We start from the raw sequence: 15,069 nt of genomic DNA on the forward strand, positions 1-15,069 counted from the left end.
GATCGTCAGTGAACTTCTTGTGAATTTGAGCCATAATCTAAAGCCTCCTTTTTGAGTTTTAGATTACAGCTTATCGAGGGTGTGCACTTTTAAATTTTAAATCTGCTCAAAAGTGTGCACTTTTAATTCTTAATTGACATGACAGCTTTTTTGCTTGAAAATCACCTCGCGCGTAGTTATGATATGGCTATACGGATTCATTCTCAGTCGATTCAGACGAATATGGAATTAGAAAATATAATAAGCGGCTGCATTGAAATGGAGGGCGCTGTTGCATCCATATACAGCACTTTCGCGCGTTTATTTCCTGAGGAGAGATCTTTCTGGGAAGACCTGGTAAGGGATGAACTGGAGCATCAGCTCTGGCTGACAGACCCCTCTCTCATTGAGGCGATCGACTTATTGCCGTCAAAAGATCTGCTGCCGTCAAATGAACTTATCGAAAACAGTCTTAAATTCGCCGGCACCACTGCCAGACAAATTAATTTCAGCTCCCTGACCCTTGAGGCCGCCCTGAAGATAGCGCTGCACCTTGAGGAATCGATGGTTGAGATATTTGCAAATGAATTGACCGCAAACCTGTTCGCCTGCGATTACGCAACACTGAGCGAAAAGATACTCTCGGCTGAAAAGATCCACATAGATAAAATAGAAGACCTTATGATCAGAAAAGGTTTCATGCAGCTGTCCTGAATCATCACCCCCTATGAGTGGAAAGAGCTTTTCCCTGATACCATTTCCATCGACCGGGACCCGGCCCGGATATAAGATCAACGGCAGCATATACCGGCGGGACAATGCGCTTACCGTCAGCTATTCTTTAACCGGCCCTCTCTCTGAATGCGTGGTCCCTGTGCCCGCGAATATCCCAATCCGTAAAAACGCGCTTTGGAAGGAAACGTGTTTCGAGCTTTTTCTGGGCTTGAAAAATTCAGGGCAATACTGGGAATTCAACCTCTCGCCTGCCTGTCACTGGAATGTCTACCGCTTCAAAGATTACCGGCAGGATATGCAGGATGAACCAGCCTTTGTTTCGCTCCTTTTTAACGTACGGAAGCAAGTTGACGGTTTATCGCTTTCTCTTGAGATCGATTTAAACAAGATAGTCCATGCAGATCAGGTATTGGATGCCGGCGTCAGCGCAGTCATTAAATCAATAGATGGTGGTGTTACTTACTGGGCGTTAACCCATCCCGGCTCGCAGGCCGACTTTCACCGCAGAGAAAGTTTCGTTATAGAATTGTAAGGCAGGTTTGCAGGCTTGATGCCGGTCAGACTAATTCAGCAAGCTCTCTGACGAGACGCTCCGAGTCTTCCCATCCAAGACAGGGATCGGTGATAGATTTGCCATAGACGTTCTCGGATATTTTCTGTGAGCCTTCGACGAGATAGCTTTCGATCATCAGGCCCTTCACCCTGCTTTTAAGCGTCTTGGAATACTTGCGGCTCCGCATCACCTCTTTCGCTATCCTCGGCTGTTCGAGAAACTTCTTGTTCGAGTTGGCATGGTTGGTGTCCACGATTATTGCCGGGAATTTGAGATCACGTTTCTTGTAGGCTTCCGAAAGCTTCATCATGTCTTCGTAATGATAGTTCGGGATGCTTGCGCCGCATGAGCCGTCCACTCCTCCACGAAGTATGCAATGGGTCAGTGGATTGCCGGAGGTCTTGACCTCCCAGCCGTTATAAACAAAGATATGCGGCATCTGGGCCGCCTGCACCGAATTCAGCATCACCTCGATATCACCGCTTGTCGGGTTCTTCATACCCGCAGGCACGTCGAGCCCGCTGATGGTCAGGCGGTGCAACTGGTTTTCTACCGAACGCGCGCCAACAGCTACGTAGCTTAGTACGTCTTCAAGGTACGGATAATTGCCGGGATAAAGCATTTCATCCGCAGCGGTAAGATGGGATTCCCTCATCGCCCTGATGTGCATCTTCCTTATCGCCTTCAGCCCCTTGACCATGTTCGGCGCTTCAGTTGGCTTCGGCTGGTGGGCCATGCCTTTATATCCTTCGCCGGTAGTCCTCGGCTTGTTTGTGTAAATCCTCGGGACGAGAATTATCTTTTCCTTCACTTCTTCCTGCAGGCGGGCAAGCCGTGAAACATATTCGCAGACCGAGTCTTCGTTGTCGGCGGAGCAGGGGCCGATTATCACGATGAACTTCTCGCCTTCTCCCCTGAAGACAGCAATGATCTCCGCGTCCCGTTGCCGTTTAACTTTTCTGAGGTCTTCAGAAAGCGGAATAGACTCGAGGATCTCATCTACATGCGGCATCTCTCTGATATATTGAAAACCCATATTCGCTCCGAAGGTATTTTACTATAATTGCGGGGAGAGGCGCAAAGCCTTTCCCAAAAAAGAGCGGGAGTTACTTCAACCGCTTCAGGTATTCCCCCCATTCCATAGGAAGGGAATGTCTCTTTTTGTTATTGCATTCCTTGCAGGCAGGGACAAGGTTGTTCTTCGCAGATTTCCCCCCGCGTATTATCGGGACAATGTGGTCCATAGTTAATTCTTTCGGCGGTATTTCCCTGCCGCAGTAATAACATCTTCCCTCCGCGCATTTCTGTTTCCACCACTGCGTTTTCCGGAGGTCCCTTGCCTTCTGTTTTTCTTTTCTTATTTCCTGATCAGATACTGTTGATATAAAATAATCCGTCATCTTTCAACCTCAGTGTCAGAAAATATCATATGCAAAAACGCTGTAAAAGTGCAAAAGTAACGACCTTCCTTAGATTTTCAACGGATGGACTTTCGGGTTTTCAACTATGCCCTTTTACTCTTTTATTTTTTTATCCCGCTCCCTTGACTAACTGTTTGAGAAACTGTTATTCTGAAAACAGAATTTTAGAAGTTTTTGCGTACACAAAGGCCCCAAAGACTTTTTGACTTTGTGGCTTTTTTTAATGCCTTCTGAAATTTCAGTTTACAGAAAAGGAGGTAAAGCAATTATGCAAGGAACTGTGAAATGGTTTAACGAAAGCAAAGGATACGGCTTTATTTCGTGTGAAGACGGAAGCGAAGCATTTGTCCACCACACGTCCATCCAGGGCAATGGCTTTAAGACACTTGCCGAAGGTGACAAGGTCAGCTTTGATACTGAAAAGAGCCCGAAAGGCCTCAAGGCGATCAACGTTGTAAAATTATAATTAACCGGAAAAGGCCCCCCTATCTATAGCGGGGCCTTTTCATTTGGGAAGAACTCAATAACCGCACAAACAGCGTAATGCTGCTTTCAGGGAATGTATTTTTTTTGCTAAAAAGAATTAAATACGTCGCGGTCTGCTTCTGAGATAAACTCCAGATCACTGGTTTCCAATTCCCCAATCAATTGCGCCATCTCTTCCTGTGTCGCTGCGCGAAACGCCCTCGCCCTTAACTTTTTTACCCGCATTCCCCTCGCATACCAGGCAAAGAATTTACGGAATTGCATAACGCCGACCTCTTCTCCGCGAAGCGCGACAATAAGGGAAAGATGCTCTTTCATGGTCCGCGTAATTTCAAAGACATCGGGCCTGCGCGGCTCCGCCCCGCTCTTCAAATACTCATCTGTCTCACGGAATATCCAGGGATTGCCGAGCGCGCCCCTTGCTATTGCCACGCCGTCGCAGCCTGTCTCATCCAACATTCTTTTAATGAGCGCCGGAGTGAATGCGTCCCCGCTTGCTATCACCGGTATTTGCAATGACTTTTTTACTTCACGTATTATGTCGTAATCGACAGTTCCCCTGTATCCCTGCTCCTTCGTCCTGCCGTGAATAAAAAGACAACTCGCGCCGGCATCCTGCGCGTGGAGCGCTATATCAACCGCATTGATTGAAGCTTCATCCCAGCCGGAACGTATCTTGACCGTGACAGGTAAACGGGTACTATGAACAATTACACTAAGAAGTTTTTGCAGCTTACCGGGTTCCCTGAGAAGCCCCGCCCCTTTCCCTCCTGAAACAACCTTGCTTACGGGACATGCGGCGTTAAGATCTATGATATCGAAATTGTATTTTAAGATAATATCCAGCGCCCTCTTAATTATTTCAGGATCGGATCCAAGTATCTGAACACCCAAAGGTTTGTCGTCCGCAGATACAGAAAGCATTTTCAGAGTGTTCCTGCTTTTAAAAGCCAGTGCCGTGGCGCTTATCATCTCGGTGAATGCGAGTCCGCACCCGAAAGACCTGTTGATAAGGCGATAGGGCATATCGCTTATGCCTGCCATAGGGGCAAGGACCAGAGGTGAAGCAAGCTGTAACTTTCCGATTGCAAGCATAATTATTTATTGTCCTGAGAAAATCTTTTGCGTATCAAAACTCTCACTCCGAATTTTTTTAGGCCCCTGCTCAGCGCGGACAGAGGAAGTCCCATCACGTTGAAAAAATCTCCCTTGATCTTCTCAATGAAAACCGACCCGCGCCCCTGGATCGCATATGCCCCCGCCTTATCCATCGGCTCCTTTGATTTGACATATGAGCTTATATCATCTTCACTGAGCTTCTTGAAATACACCTTTGTTTCAACTGAGCGGGACAATATTTTATCGCTTCCGGTATCCATGATTGTGAAGCCGGTTATTACCGAATGCGCCTTCCCGTTCAGCATACGCAGCATCTTCCCGGCTTCTTTTTCAGTATGCGGCTTGCCTAACAATTTATTCCTGAAAACTATAAATGTGTCCGCCGCGATAATTATTGCATTCTTATATTTATGCGCGACAGCCTCCGCCTTTTTGCGCGAAAGATATCTTGCAAGCTCACGGGGTTTGAACTGCAAATCAAGGTCCTCCTCATAATCACTTGCGCGGACAGAAAATTTCAGACCTGTTAGACTAAGTATCTCTCTTCTCCTCGGCGACGCTGATGCAAGTATTATTTTTCTCCGTGCCTCTGTGTCTCTGTGGCTATTCATACAAACTGCCCCGCCGCATGGCCCGACGCCCAGGCCCATTGCAGATTATATCCGCCTAACTGCCCCGTGACATCAACAACCTCTCCGATGAAATATAAACCCGGGACTTTTTTCGTCTCCATTGTCTTTGATGAAAGTTCATTTGTATCAACTCCGCCGACGGTGACTTCAGCGCTGCCGTATCCTTCGGTGCCCGCTGGTTGTATCTCCCAGTTTTTCAGACGTATAACAATATCTTCGATCTCCTTATTCACATACTGGTATACGGGTTTTGAGCGTATGTACATTTCACACCACTTTTGAATAAATCTCTTTGGGAAGTACAGGGCCAGCAGGTTTTTCATTTCCATCCGGCCTTGACGCTTCTCAATGAAAACTTCGTGGAGATCAACGTCAGGCAACAGGTCAACGTGAATTGTGTCCCCGTTGTTCCAGTATGATGAGATCTGAAGTATCGCGGGGCCGCTCAGACCTTTGTGAGTAAAGAGTATATTCCCGCAAAATTCTTTATTGCCGCAGTTCACCTTTGCCTTGACGGAGACACCGCTCAACCCGCTGAAAGCCGCCAGGTCTTTCCTGTTGAATATCATAGGCACAAGCGCAGGCTTTAAAGGCGTGACCTTGAGGCCGAAGTTTTCAGCAACCTTGTGGCCGAAACCCGTCGCCCCGATTTTCGGATATGATAGCCCGCCAGTAGCAATAACCAGCGACTTGGAGAGGAAAGTCCCTCGGCTGGTTGCCACATTAAAGAATCCCTGCTTCCCGATCTTTGAGATCCGGCAGTTTAAATGTATCTGGACGCCCGCCGCATCACATTCCTTTCTGATAATATTGATGATCGAAGCGGAACCCTCACTGCAAAACAGTTGACCGTTTTCTTTTTCATGATACCCGATGCCGTGTTTTACGAGCAGGGAGATAAAATCACCGGGAGTAAAACGGCTCAGGGCCGATTTGCAGAAGTGCGGGTTTTGAGAAATATAATGTTCCGGACCTGTGTTGAGATTGGTGAAATTGCAGTTGCCGCCGCCGGAAATACGGATCTTCTGCCCTGCTTTTCCGCTATGGTCAATGACAGAAACCCCGCGCCCGCGTTTCCCGGCCTCGATGGCGCACATCAGCCCGGCAGCTCCAGCGCCTATGATAACGACATCCCTTTCCATCAAAGAATTTGCCATGGGATATTTTACATGAAATTGTATTTTAGACGCAGGGTTATCACTTTTATGCGCCTAAATTTAATAATCAAGTTAACTAATTATTAAATTTCTTATAAAGAAATTTAATAATTTCATTCCATCTTGACAAAGGGCATCTTGCCGGATAAAATTATCTGTCTTTTTTTAAATCTCCCAATAACATCCACTTCAGGAGGTAAATATGAAATTAGCTGTCTTTGTAAGTGACTACAGGCTTACCGTTGACACACTTGACCGGTTGAACCCTGAAAAGCTCGGAATAATACTTGTACAAAACGGGGTTTATCACGCAACAACCAAAGAGAACGGAAAGCCTTCATCTTTGTTAAACAAGTCCGCCAGCTATTATGCGCTGCTTGACGATCTGGAGACAAGAGGACTTGGAAACGCGGATGTCGCCGATAACGTGAAAGTCATCAGTTACAGCGATATTGTTGATTTGATCTTTAATGAATACGATAAAACAGCTTGGTTATAGGAGGAACAAGAAGCCATGGGTAAACTTACAATAGGTTGTTTTTCTTCACTCGTAGGATCAATGAGTCTTGATTTTGCCATCAGGCTCGCAGGCACAGCTTTAGATAAAGGACATAAAGTCGATCTATGGGTCTCTGGCAACGGGACAATGTTATCAATAAAAGGCCAGCGGGCGTTTAAAGACTATTCCGCCCTTGAAAAGCCTTTAAAAGAACTAATGGAAAAAGGTCTTAATGTAACGGCTTGTGAAGCCTGCGCGGAAGCCAGAGGCTATCATAAGGAAAATACATTGGCTGGATTTAAAAGACATAGTATGGATTGGTATCTTGCAAGCACCTTTGACGCTGACAGGGTCCTGCACATAGGAGGTGAGTAATCATGCCAACGACTAAACTTGGATTCATAGTACAAAGGGCCGGTTATAAGAGCGAAAATCCCAAACTTGCGCTGACACACGCAATTGCAAGCCAGAGTGTTGAGGTTTATCTGAACGATGGCGACATAGTTACGGCTGATATTGCTTTTATCGGCGACGGCGTTTTAAACTGCAAGAAAGACCAGAAGGCAATGGACATATACAAGCTTACAAGCACCGAAACGCACATAAAGATGTCCCTTCTTCTGGATCTGAATGTTATGGTATGTAAAGAAGACCTCGACAGGCTCGGCATGACTGAGAATGATATTGTATTAGACGCGGAAGAATTCGGAGCGGAATTGACTGTCAAAGTTGTTCCCTTCGCGGAAATCACGAAGATGATGGAAGGAATGAATCATCTCCTTTTCTTTTAGAATATATAACCCTATAGGAGGAAACACATAATGGCTGATTTAAAATCACAGACACCGACACAAATACTTGACGTTCTGGGAAGAGTTTGTCCTTACCCGCTCGTCATAACAAAAAAGACCATGGAGAAAGCCCCCGGCGGCACATTGCTGAAAGTCCTCTGCGACGCACCCGCCTCTGCAGAAGACACAATCCCGAAATACTGCGAGAAACAGGGCTTCGAGTGCGAGTTGATCAAGATCGAAGACAAAGGCTACTGGGAAATCTGGATCAAAAAAGCGTAAGTTAACCTTATACGACAAAAATCAAAAAAGGCGTTCCGAAAATTCGGAACGCCTTTTTTGTCTAACCTTATTTTAAGCGCTACATCTCGGTGACTGTAATAGCGCTGTTTGGACAGGATTCCACACAGGTTAAGCAGTTAGCGCAATCTGAAGCCTGATACGGATCAGATTTGCCTTCTGTTATTTTGAACACTTCGGACGGGCACAAATTTACACATTCTTCGCAGCCGTCACATTTTGCATGGTCAATATTAACGATCATCATGATATCAACATCCTCCTCTCGTTGTTTAATTCCAAAACCTTGCGGCTTTTCTTCAATTGAAATATTTTACACTTCAGCAGTAACGCAGGTCAATAACCCGTGTTACTGGGCAGACACGAGTTTGACCCCCACATAGCTGTGGCAGTTATTGCAGGATGTCTGCTCATTATGGCAGTCAAGGCAGCTCTCGTCTTTATCCGCTAACAGAGCAGGCTTCACGGTCCCGGTCACAAGATTGGGATGGTTCGCCTTCCAGAAATCAAGGCCCTTGAGACTGCTTTTAAACATCTGTCCGACGACCGGTATTGTTGAATAGGGATTTATCAGCGGCTTGCCGTCCGCTGTTGTATTGGCAATGTGGGATTCCGGCGCCTGATCAACATCAATCACAATAGCCATTGGCCCTGTCCCGTTCCTCACCGGTTTGTCCACCTTTTGACAGCCAATTACCATTAAGACCAGCATCAGGAGAGGCAGTATTATGAATTTTAAATTTTGAATTTTGAATTTTGAATTCTTCATTATATCCCCTCCTTTGCGCCAAGAATAATGGCGTTGCTCACAAGCTGATGCACGCCGCCGACTTCTTCCATATCAATCCCGTAGTACGGGAATACCTTTGTGAATTGCGCCTTGCAGATCGCGCATATCAGGGCGAAGAAATTCACGTTGTGGGAATCCTTGACCCTCTTTAACGCCTGCATCCTCGGCATTGCGCCTTTGACCCTGATGTCAATTAATTCATCGGTCAGCGTACCGCCGCCGCCGCCGCAGCAGAAAGTCCTGTCTCCGATGGTGTCCGCATCCATGTCTACGAATTTATTACAGACCGTCCTTATGATCTCGCGCGGGATGGTGAACTGGTCGCCGGGGGTTTCGCCCATTCTTGTCGCCCTCGCGACATTGCATGAGTCATGATAGGTGACAGAGAACTGGTCATTGGCCGTTTTATCGAATTTCAACGCCCCTCTTTTTATGAGATCGAGCGTGTACTCGCATATGTGCTGGGGCACTCTGTAGCGTGAGTCAAGGAAATCAAACGGGCCATTTAGCGAATTACTGAAGGCATAGAGCACTCTCCATGCATGACCGCATTCTCCGACTATCACCCTTTTTACCTTTAACTCCCTTGCCGCCTTCCATATCCTCGCGTTGATCGCCTTCATGTGGTTGTAGTTGCCAATGAACATACCGAAGTTTCCACCCTCTGAGGCATAGGAGCTCATTGTCCAGCTTGCTCCGGCCTGGTGGAACACCTTTGCATACCCTGCAAGTGACTCGATATGCGGCGAGGCAAAGAAATCCGCCGAAGGGGTGACAAACAGGATATCTGCTCCCTCAACATCCATTGGAAGCTTGACGTCCACGTTTGATTTTTCTTTTATGTCCTCTTCAATGAAATCAAGAGTGTTCCTGATGGCAGGCCCCGGCATCCCGAGATTATTGCCGAGGGTCTCGGCCTTATTCACGATTTCGAGGTTGTATTTTGATCCCACTCCAATGGAATCCAGAAGCTCTCTTGCTGCCATCGTTATTTCCGCAGTGTCAATGCCGTAAGGGCAGAATACGGAACAGCGCCTGCATTCAGAACACTGGTAAAAATACGTCAGCCATTCATCAAGCAACTCATCTGATAACTCATGAGCAGAGGCAAGGCTGCCGAACAACTTGCCGCCGGTCGTGAAATATTTCCTATAAACAGTCCGCATCAACTCCTGCCTGTATACCGGCATGTTCCGCGGGTCTCCGGTGCCCAAATAAAAATGACACTTGTCAGTGCAGGCGCCGCATCTTACGCATATGTCGAGAAACACCCTGACCGACTTGTATTTATTCAGGATAACACCAAAGTTTTTAATGAACTTTTCTTTCCAGTCAGCAGGTTTCTCACTGGGGAAACTCACCTTTGTCATTAATTCCGGCTTTGCGAGATATACCTTTAAATCTTTTGATGCGCCTGTCTTGACCTTGGGAGTAATTATTTTTCCTGTTAATTCTGGAGCTTCAACTTTTGCCATATTCGGTCTCCTCTATTGGGCCCAGGGAGCCACGTTCCTGACTTCCCTCGGATTGTCTGCCTGCGCCCTTGCCGGGCTGATTAATACACCCCATGCGTGCATCAACTTGCTGAATGGGAAATACACTAATAAGATCAACACCAAGCTGAAATGTATAAGGAACAAAGGACTGGCAGGGACCTGCGCCGGACTTACGGAAAACAGTCCGAGAACGAAAGCCTTTACATCCACGAGGTTTGTCCTGACGAAATATTTTAACAGCAGCCCTGTTAATCCTATTGCAATTATCAATAACAGCACAAAGTAATCCTGAAACAGAGAGATAACTGCCAATCTGTCATTTGTAAACCTTCGCACTATGAGGATCAAAAGCGCGATTGGAAATATGAGCCCTGCCCAGATCCCGATCTGCTGGAAAGACATTATCCATCCTGGTACAGGGTAAACAAACATTCTCAGGTGCCTGAGAATTATCAGTAAAAATGAAACGTGGAAAAACCAGCCTCCGACCCATAATATTTTCTCTGCAGTACCTCCCCTCAAAAGGCTTCTGAAAAAAAGCACCTCGGGGATCAGCCTTAACACAACTCCAGCAGAGTTTGTGGGGGCCGGGGTTGTAGCTATTTTTAGTGGAGATGGCGTCTTAAAGTACAACACTACTTTATTCATGAAACCTAAGACGAATATAGTCGCGGCTACATACGCGAGGAGGTTAATAACACTGCTCAGTCCATTCATTTGAAAACCCCCCTTCAGTCATTGGATGACTTTTTAAAATTAACGATAGCCCACTTTTGGTGGGCTATCGTTATAAGGTTTTAAATTAATTTTGGTTTATACACAACCGGTCGGCTTAGGAAGTCCGGCGTATCTGCAAGCCTGCTTTGCGGGGCCTGCCGGATAAAGCTCGTAGAGATATTTTGTGTTGCCCTTTTCAGGTCCAAGGACCTTACCGATTTCTTTGGTAAGTATCTTGATCATTGGGGCTATCTGGTATTTTTCAAAATACTCTCTGAGGAATTTTATGACCTCCCAATGTGACTGGGTCAATTCAAGTCCGTCCTGCTTTGCCATCGCAGCTGCGATTGCCTCATTCCAATTCTGCCAGTCCATCAAATACCCTTCTTCATCAACCTCAAAACTTTTTCCTTCGACTTCTAAAGTTGGCATTACTGTGCTCCTTTCTTATTGTTAAATGTTTTGGTATCTTCTATGTCAAGCGGAAGATATATTAAGAACCTCTTAGCATTGAAAACAAATTGAACTGGAAAACAGGTAAAAAGTGTAATACAAAAACCGTCTCCGGGTCAAATAAAAAAAATTTATAAATCCATTTAGCATTATACCAGAATGCATCACTTTCATTATTGTTATTTGGTTTTCAACCTTAAAAAAATAATTTTACCCTTACCTGACGATCTGTCGTCCCTTCTGCTGATTGTATTTGAATGGACATCATAATCAAGAGTTTCTTCTTCATACTCTTCGGGAGTTAATGACAATGCCTTATCAATATCACCCCTGCTTAAGAATGTCAAGGCGTCAAGGTATATCTCCCCGAGATTATGGCCTGTGCGGTCAAGGACATATACCGCACCGCACGTGCATATGCCACCGGTGATCTCCAGTGACTTAAAGCGGAGGTCAATTGGCGGCGCTAAATAGTTATCACAAAACGGGCACTGTAACGGTTGTCGTCTCATAGTTCCCAAAAGAATAAATACAAAATCTCAATAAAGTAATTTGATAGCGTATCATATTACTTTTCCAAAATAAAGTTCTCGATTGTAGCAGTCCCGTCAATTATGTTTAAAGTTCCGTTTAATGTTGTTTTTCCTGTTTGTGTTGTATAACTGCAATCATATCCACCTTCGATAGTGATAGTTTTGTTTATATTAATGTTAAGATTTTCAGTTAGTGAAACCGCCTGACTCTGTATAAAATCTCCATCCGCTGCCGCGTCATATGCTTCCTGAAGCGTAGAATAGTATACTGGTGTAATCAAATTAATTCTCACCGGAAGGGCACATACATTGATATAATCTGTTTTTGTTAATGAGTCAACGTTTCCGTCTGAATCGGTGACCGTTAATCTTACCGTATATGTGCCGGAGTACATGTATTCATATAATGGACTTTCCTCGTATGAATCTGTAAGCCCATCATTGTTAAAATCCCATTCACATGACAATGGCTGATCATAGGCTGTGGAATTATTTAAAAAGGTTACTGTCAAAGGCGCTATCCCGGAAGTCGGATTTCCGGTAAAGTCTGCTGTTGGCGAGGTGTCAGTTACAGTTATTGTAGCTGTTTTAAAATCCATTGATCCGTCATTGTCTTCCACAGTAAGTGTGACGACATATATCCCGCTTTGGGTGTAAACATTAGAAACCGATGACCCTGAACCGGAATTTCCGTCGCCAAAATCCCACATTTGATATGAGATGCCATCATAAGAAGTGGAAGTATCGGTAAAGTTTACTGTTAAAGGTTCGACTCCTGTTGTGGAGGACGATGTGAATCTGGCTGTCGGTGAAGTATCTTCAATATCAGCAGTTGTCGTTGCCTCGTTTGATGCAAAGAGATCATCAGTAACTCTGAGGGTCACATAATAAAAGCCATCTTGTGAATAGGCATGAGTTTGCATAGGCGAAGAAGAACTATACTCATAAGTCCCGTCACTATCTATATCCCATTCATAAAGCGTTATTGTTCTTCCCGGAATACCTGAGTCCGATCCGTCAAGCGTTATTGCTTGTCCCTCAATGCCTGTATATGGGCCGTTCGGATTCGCAGTAGGAAATACATCAGGGTCACAGGCATCTCCTAACCCGTCATTGTCGGTATCCTGCTGGCCGGGATTTGAGAATGTTACACAATTGTCTGTGTAATCAGGAACTCCGTCGCCATCTGTATCCATAGCATTAGCAGTAAAGTCCTGGCCTGTTATATCAGAGCCATTTACTGTTATGACTAAATCTGTCGACGTAAATGAATAATATGATTTGGACGGCGTTATTGTATAACTGCCATCAGGTATCAGTGTAAATGTGTAATTTCCGTTTACATCTGTAAGCTTGGTAACTGCATAAGAACCAGTAAGCGCTACTGTTACACCGGTAAAACCGGCCCCTTCAAATAGTATCCGACCGCTTATTGAGTATGTTGGTCCTACCACGTAGTTCTCATATGCTCCCATATCAACGGCTGTGCCCAGTGTCCTGTTATTCCCTCCGAAGTCTTTTTGCGGAAGCGAAGGAGCAGAGTTGTTCCCTGTATCAATAGCAGAAGAGCCGGTCGTTACGCGATAATCTCCATTGATTGCATCTGCAAACTGCGGATTGGCATTGATGTTGCCGCCTTCGTTTGTAAATGCGCCATATACCTTTGCAGGATCGAAGTCATTGTTATAGGCATTCACTGTCCCTGACACATTCTCAATGTCAATATCTCCTCCATATAATGCGGTATTGCCCCAAATAATATTGTTGTAAATATTCACTGCGGGGGTACCGACCATTTGAAGGAATATACCTCCGGCATATTCCCCGCTTGTAGTCGACGAATTTCCGGTGATAGTATTGTTCACCATATCCATGTTGCTTTCATACAGAAATGCATAGATTCCGCCCCCCTCATTATCAGTTATATTGTCGGCAACGATATTATTGGTCAGGACTATATTCCCGCTTGTGCAATCGAGAGAGATTCCGCTATAGTACTGTGAATAATTGCTCCTTATTACGTTGTTTGTTAGAGTGACATCTGCATTGCTTGAATTGACAGATATGCCTCCCTCTTCATTGTTTATTACAATATTGTCTTTTAAAATTATGCTCCCCTCAAAAGATTCCAGATAAATACCGACGCCATTTTGCCCATTCTGTATTGTTACCCCCTCAACCATAAGTTTCACGTAAGGGGAGTAAGTCCAGTTATGGATATCCATAACTCCTCTAATGTTCTGTCCGTCAAGTGCGGTGTTTGAGGGATTCAGGCTGCGATTACTGCAACCGGAGGTATATCCGCCTTTTATAGCAAGACCATAGGACTCAGCGGAACCATAATAAAATTCGCTTTCAATCCCGGATACTCCGTAAGTCCCCTGAACAAGTTGAATTACATCGTTCATGTTATTTACTGATGCAGTATCTATGGCATCTCGCAATTCGGCGCTGTTTGATACGCAATGGGTTACTGTACAAGCATCTCCAAAGCCGTCTCCGCTTGAATCTGCCTGGTCGGGATTTGCAATTATTACGCAGTTGTCAGTCTGGTTTGGTATTCCGTCTCCATCAATATCGGTATCGCATGCGTCTCCTATTCCATCTTCATCCATATCCTCCTGATACGGGTTATAAACATTAACACAGTTATCAATTCCGTCATGGATCCAGTCATAATCCACATCATCATAGGCAGTAATGTAATTGATTTTTGTATCTGTACTTGTGGCCCCATTGGCGTCGGTTACCGTTAACCTCACCGAATAAACGCCTGACAAATCATAAGTATATGTTGGATTCCGCTCAGTGGAATCAATAGTGCCGTCATTGTCAACGTCCCATGCCCATGAAACAATTTCATCTCCGAGTGAAACCGATTTATCAATAAACGTCACTGCTAATGGCTTTCCACCTTCTGAAGGAGCAGCGACAAATGAAGCAATAGGAGGGTCATTGCCTGTTATAAAACTCCATAACGGGCCTTCTGTATTTGCATTATGGCTGTCCCTTGAAACCACCTTCCAGTAATAGGTGGTGAATGGTTTCAATCTGTCAGTCACAATAATTAACTGAGAGCCGCTTGCATAAAGCGGCGGGTTTGGAGAATCACCGAGATAAATAAAATATACAATATCATCACCCGCGTCAGGGTCGCCTCCACCTGCCCAACTCAGTGTCGGCATTGTGGAAACGTCCAAAGCACCGTCAGAAGGGACTGGGTTAGATGCTACATTTGGAGGATTATTTAATGGAGAGCCTGCAAGAGTGGGAGTGTCCACGAAACTGTGTAAATTGATAAACTTATCAAAACACAGGAGGTGGATAATTGAAGGAAGAGAAAGCAGCAAAGACGGAAGAAGTAAAAGCTAAGATCAGACGCCTTGTGCAGCAGACAATGCAGGAAGC

19 protein-coding genes are annotated in these 15,069 nt (G+C 45.2%); 7 read left to right on the plus strand and 12 right to left on the minus strand.

The features are described from left to right. Nucleotides 1-222: 222 nt before the first annotated feature. Complete coding sequence (locus tag HZB61_15955; GenBank protein ID MBI5058105.1) at nt 223-693, plus strand: hypothetical protein; 471 nt, start codon at nt 223-225, stop codon at nt 691-693. Nucleotides 694-706: 13 nt separating this feature from the next. Further along, complete coding sequence (locus HZB61_15960) at nt 707-1,246, plus strand: DOMON-like domain-containing protein (protein MBI5058106.1); 540 nt, start codon at nt 707-709, stop codon at nt 1,244-1,246. Nucleotides 1,247-1,271: 25 nt separating this feature from the next. Here the strand turns inward: HZB61_15960 and HZB61_15965 are convergent, their stop codons facing one another. Both HZB61_15965 and HZB61_15970 read right to left on the minus strand, forming a co-directional pair. Beyond that, on the minus strand, nt 1,272-2,303 hold the full coding sequence (locus tag HZB61_15965) for a 3-deoxy-7-phosphoheptulonate synthase (GenBank protein ID MBI5058107.1): 1,032 nt from the start codon (nt 2,301-2,303) through the stop codon (nt 1,272-1,274). A 70-nt stretch (nt 2,304-2,373) separates the two neighbouring features. Further along, nucleotides 2,374-2,667, minus strand: a complete 294-nt coding sequence (locus HZB61_15970) for an HNH endonuclease (protein ID MBI5058108.1) — start codon at nt 2,665-2,667, stop codon at nt 2,374-2,376. A gap of 289 nt (nt 2,668-2,956) precedes the next feature. On the opposite strand from HZB61_15970, the gene HZB61_15975 reads away from it, so the two are divergent. Beyond that, a complete protein-coding gene (locus tag HZB61_15975; protein ID MBI5058109.1) occupies nt 2,957-3,154 on the plus strand; it encodes a cold shock domain-containing protein in 198 nt (65 codons plus the stop codon). 107 nt (nt 3,155-3,261) lie between these two features. On the opposite strand, the gene dusB is transcribed toward HZB61_15975, so the two are convergent. From dusB to HZB61_15990, 3 genes are read right to left on the minus strand one after another with little or no spacing between them, the layout of a single operon-like run. Further along, nucleotides 3,262-4,269 (minus strand): tRNA dihydrouridine synthase DusB, encoded by a 1,008-nt coding sequence (dusB, locus tag HZB61_15980; protein MBI5058110.1) that lies wholly within the window; start codon nt 4,267-4,269, stop codon nt 3,262-3,264. A 2-nt stretch (nt 4,270-4,271) separates the two neighbouring features. Then, entirely contained in the window at nt 4,272-4,904 is a 633-nt protein-coding gene (maf, locus tag HZB61_15985; GenBank protein ID MBI5058111.1) for a septum formation inhibitor Maf, read from the minus strand. Then, nucleotides 4,901-6,067: an NAD(P)/FAD-dependent oxidoreductase gene (locus HZB61_15990; protein ID MBI5058112.1), complete on the minus strand. Its 1,167-nt coding sequence runs from the start codon at nt 6,065-6,067 to the stop codon at nt 4,901-4,903. The genes maf and HZB61_15990 overlap by 4 nt, the downstream gene beginning before the upstream one ends. A gap of 217 nt (nt 6,068-6,284) precedes the next feature. On the opposite strand from HZB61_15990, the gene dsrH reads away from it, so the two are divergent. Genes dsrH through HZB61_16010 form a run of 4 tightly spaced genes read left to right on the plus strand, consistent with a single transcriptional unit; the run spans nt 6,285 to nt 7,654 of the window. After that, nucleotides 6,285-6,581, plus strand: a complete 297-nt coding sequence (gene dsrH, locus HZB61_15995; protein MBI5058113.1) for a sulfurtransferase complex subunit TusB — start codon at nt 6,285-6,287, stop codon at nt 6,579-6,581. A gap of 15 nt (nt 6,582-6,596) precedes the next feature. After that, entirely contained in the window at nt 6,597-6,956 is a 360-nt protein-coding gene (locus HZB61_16000; protein MBI5058114.1) for a DsrE family protein, read from the plus strand. A gap of 2 nt (nt 6,957-6,958) precedes the next feature. Then, nucleotides 6,959-7,372, plus strand: coding sequence for a DsrE family protein (locus HZB61_16005; GenBank protein ID MBI5058115.1), 414 nt, complete (start codon nt 6,959-6,961; stop codon nt 7,370-7,372). A gap of 30 nt (nt 7,373-7,402) precedes the next feature. Beyond that, nucleotides 7,403-7,654 carry a sulfurtransferase TusA family protein gene (locus HZB61_16010; GenBank protein MBI5058116.1) on the plus strand — a complete coding sequence of 84 codons (252 nt, stop codon included), beginning with the start codon at nt 7,403-7,405 and terminating at the stop codon, nt 7,652-7,654. 79 nt (nt 7,655-7,733) lie between these two features. On the opposite strand, the gene HZB61_16015 is transcribed toward HZB61_16010, so the two are convergent. From HZB61_16015 to HZB61_16045, 7 genes are all read right to left on the minus strand, one after another. Beyond that, nucleotides 7,734-7,919: a 4Fe-4S binding protein gene (locus tag HZB61_16015; GenBank protein ID MBI5058117.1), complete on the minus strand. Its 186-nt coding sequence runs from the start codon at nt 7,917-7,919 to the stop codon at nt 7,734-7,736. A gap of 102 nt (nt 7,920-8,021) precedes the next feature. Continuing rightward, on the minus strand, nt 8,022-8,441 hold the full coding sequence (locus HZB61_16020) for a hypothetical protein (protein ID MBI5058118.1): 420 nt from the start codon (nt 8,439-8,441) through the stop codon (nt 8,022-8,024). Then, nucleotides 8,441-9,937 carry a (Fe-S)-binding protein gene (locus HZB61_16025; GenBank protein ID MBI5058119.1) on the minus strand — a complete coding sequence of 499 codons (1,497 nt, stop codon included), beginning with the start codon at nt 9,935-9,937 and terminating at the stop codon, nt 8,441-8,443. The genes HZB61_16020 and HZB61_16025 overlap by 1 nt, the downstream gene beginning before the upstream one ends. A gap of 12 nt (nt 9,938-9,949) precedes the next feature. Further along, a complete protein-coding gene (locus HZB61_16030; GenBank protein MBI5058120.1) occupies nt 9,950-10,675 on the minus strand; it encodes a respiratory nitrate reductase subunit gamma in 726 nt (241 codons plus the stop codon). A 96-nt stretch (nt 10,676-10,771) separates the two neighbouring features. Further along, the gene (locus HZB61_16035) at nt 10,772-11,107 is read right to left on the minus strand and encodes a TusE/DsrC/DsvC family sulfur relay protein (GenBank protein MBI5058121.1); all 336 of its coding nucleotides are present in this window, start codon (nt 11,105-11,107) and stop codon (nt 10,772-10,774) included. A 200-nt stretch (nt 11,108-11,307) separates the two neighbouring features. Then, entirely contained in the window at nt 11,308-11,640 is a 333-nt protein-coding gene (locus HZB61_16040) for a hypothetical protein (GenBank protein MBI5058122.1), read from the minus strand. A 56-nt stretch (nt 11,641-11,696) separates the two neighbouring features. Then, on the minus strand, nt 11,697-14,846 hold the full coding sequence (locus HZB61_16045; protein ID MBI5058123.1) for a PKD domain-containing protein: 3,150 nt from the start codon (nt 14,844-14,846) through the stop codon (nt 11,697-11,699). Nucleotides 14,847-15,069 lie beyond the last annotated feature (223 nt).

The organism is Nitrospirota bacterium (genome assembly GCA_016214845.1).
Lineage (GTDB): Bacteria > Nitrospirota > Thermodesulfovibrionia > UBA6902 > UBA6902 > SURF-23.

Bases quoted from the DNA above. Each gene is read 5' to 3' on its own strand.
- HZB61_15965 (MBI5058107.1), bottom strand. From the start codon at position 2,303: ATGGGTTTTCAATATATCAGAGAGATGCCGCATGTAGATGAGATCCTC.
- dsrH (MBI5058113.1), top strand. From the start codon at position 6,285: ATGAAATTAGCTGTCTTTGTAAGTGACTACAGGCTTACCGTTGACACA.
- HZB61_16020 (MBI5058118.1), bottom strand. From the start codon at position 8,441: ATGAAGAATTCAAAATTCAAAATTCAAAATTTAAAATTCATAATACTG.
- HZB61_16000 (MBI5058114.1), top strand. From the start codon at position 6,597: ATGGGTAAACTTACAATAGGTTGTTTTTCTTCACTCGTAGGATCAATG.
- HZB61_15960 (MBI5058106.1), top strand. From the start codon at position 707: ATGAGTGGAAAGAGCTTTTCCCTGATACCATTTCCATCGACCGGGACC.
- HZB61_16010 (MBI5058116.1), top strand. From the start codon at position 7,403: ATGGCTGATTTAAAATCACAGACACCGACACAAATACTTGACGTTCTG.
- HZB61_15955 (MBI5058105.1), top strand. From the start codon at position 223: ATGGAATTAGAAAATATAATAAGCGGCTGCATTGAAATGGAGGGCGCT.
- HZB61_15990 (MBI5058112.1), bottom strand. From the start codon at position 6,067: ATGGAAAGGGATGTCGTTATCATAGGCGCTGGAGCTGCCGGGCTGATG.
- HZB61_16015 (MBI5058117.1), bottom strand. From the start codon at position 7,919: ATGATGATCGTTAATATTGACCATGCAAAATGTGACGGCTGCGAAGAA.
- maf (MBI5058111.1), bottom strand. From the start codon at position 4,904: ATGAATAGCCACAGAGACACAGAGGCACGGAGAAAAATAATACTTGCA.
- HZB61_16025 (MBI5058119.1), bottom strand. From the start codon at position 9,937: ATGGCAAAAGTTGAAGCTCCAGAATTAACAGGAAAAATAATTACTCCC.
- HZB61_15970 (MBI5058108.1), bottom strand. From the start codon at position 2,667: ATGACGGATTATTTTATATCAACAGTATCTGATCAGGAAATAAGAAAA.
- HZB61_16030 (MBI5058120.1), bottom strand. From the start codon at position 10,675: ATGAATGGACTGAGCAGTGTTATTAACCTCCTCGCGTATGTAGCCGCG.
- HZB61_16045 (MBI5058123.1), bottom strand. From the start codon at position 14,846: ATGCCGACACTGAGTTGGGCAGGTGGAGGCGACCCTGACGCGGGTGAT.
- dusB (MBI5058110.1), bottom strand. From the start codon at position 4,269: ATGCTTGCAATCGGAAAGTTACAGCTTGCTTCACCTCTGGTCCTTGCC.
- HZB61_15975 (MBI5058109.1), top strand. From the start codon at position 2,957: ATGCAAGGAACTGTGAAATGGTTTAACGAAAGCAAAGGATACGGCTTT.
- HZB61_16005 (MBI5058115.1), top strand. From the start codon at position 6,959: ATGCCAACGACTAAACTTGGATTCATAGTACAAAGGGCCGGTTATAAG.
- HZB61_16040 (MBI5058122.1), bottom strand. From the start codon at position 11,640: ATGAGACGACAACCGTTACAGTGCCCGTTTTGTGATAACTATTTAGCG.
- HZB61_16035 (MBI5058121.1), bottom strand. From the start codon at position 11,107: ATGCCAACTTTAGAAGTCGAAGGAAAAAGTTTTGAGGTTGATGAAGAA.